This window comes from Aminobacter sp. P4_D5 (assembly GCF_056401815.1).
The window spans coordinates 1-729 of record NZ_JBFUIP010000672.1; the positions used below are offsets into that span (position 1 = coordinate 1).

Consider the following 729-nt stretch of genomic DNA (forward strand, 5'->3'; position numbering starts at 1 on the left):
CCCATTGGCTGCGCAGGCTCTCCAGCTCCGTGCTGGTCGGCCAGCCCGGCCAGGCCGAGAGCCCGTTGCCGCGCAGGCCCAGATGCGCCGTGGGATCCCAGAGGTCGAGGCCAGGCAGCAGGGTCGTCGTGCAGCTCCAGCCACCCTGGTCCACCGGCCCGCGATTGGCGCGGCGCTGCAGCCACACGCCGAAGTCGACGGAGATGACCTCGACGYTCAGGCCCGCCCGCGTGAACTGATCGGCCGCGACGTCCACCTGCCGCGCCATGGTGCTGAAGTTGACCGCGGACAGAAAGCCGATCTTCTCGCCCTTGTAGCCGGCGGCGGCGAGGTCGGCGCGGACCTTGGCGTAGTCGCGCGGCGCGTTCAGCACGGCCATGCCGGCATCGGAGGCCTGCGGCGAGCTCGGGCAGAAGACGCCGACCTTGGCGTCCCAGAGCGCGGCGTCGTTGCCGGCCACGGCCGTCATGATCTCGGACTGGTTGATGGCGCCCAGCAGCGCGCGGCGGATSGCCGGATTGTCGAAGGGSGGWTGCAGGTGGTTGATCCGCAGGATGCCCATGTTGCCCGCAGGATTCACGCTGCCGACCACCACATTGCGGTCCCGCCGCACCACCGGCAGCAGGTCGAGCAGGAGGTCCTCGTACCAGTCGATCTCGCCGCTCAGGATGGCCGAGGCGGCGGTGGAATGGTCGGGGATGAGGTTCCACTCGACGCGCTCGATATAGG

Annotated in this window: 1 protein-coding gene; it reads right to left on the reverse strand. The window is 69.9% G+C overall.

Annotated elements, in window-relative coordinates:
* A partial coding sequence (locus tag AC1DWF_RS34250; protein ID WP_476842936.1) for an ABC transporter substrate-binding protein occupies window positions 1–729 on the reverse strand: 729 nt, incomplete at both ends.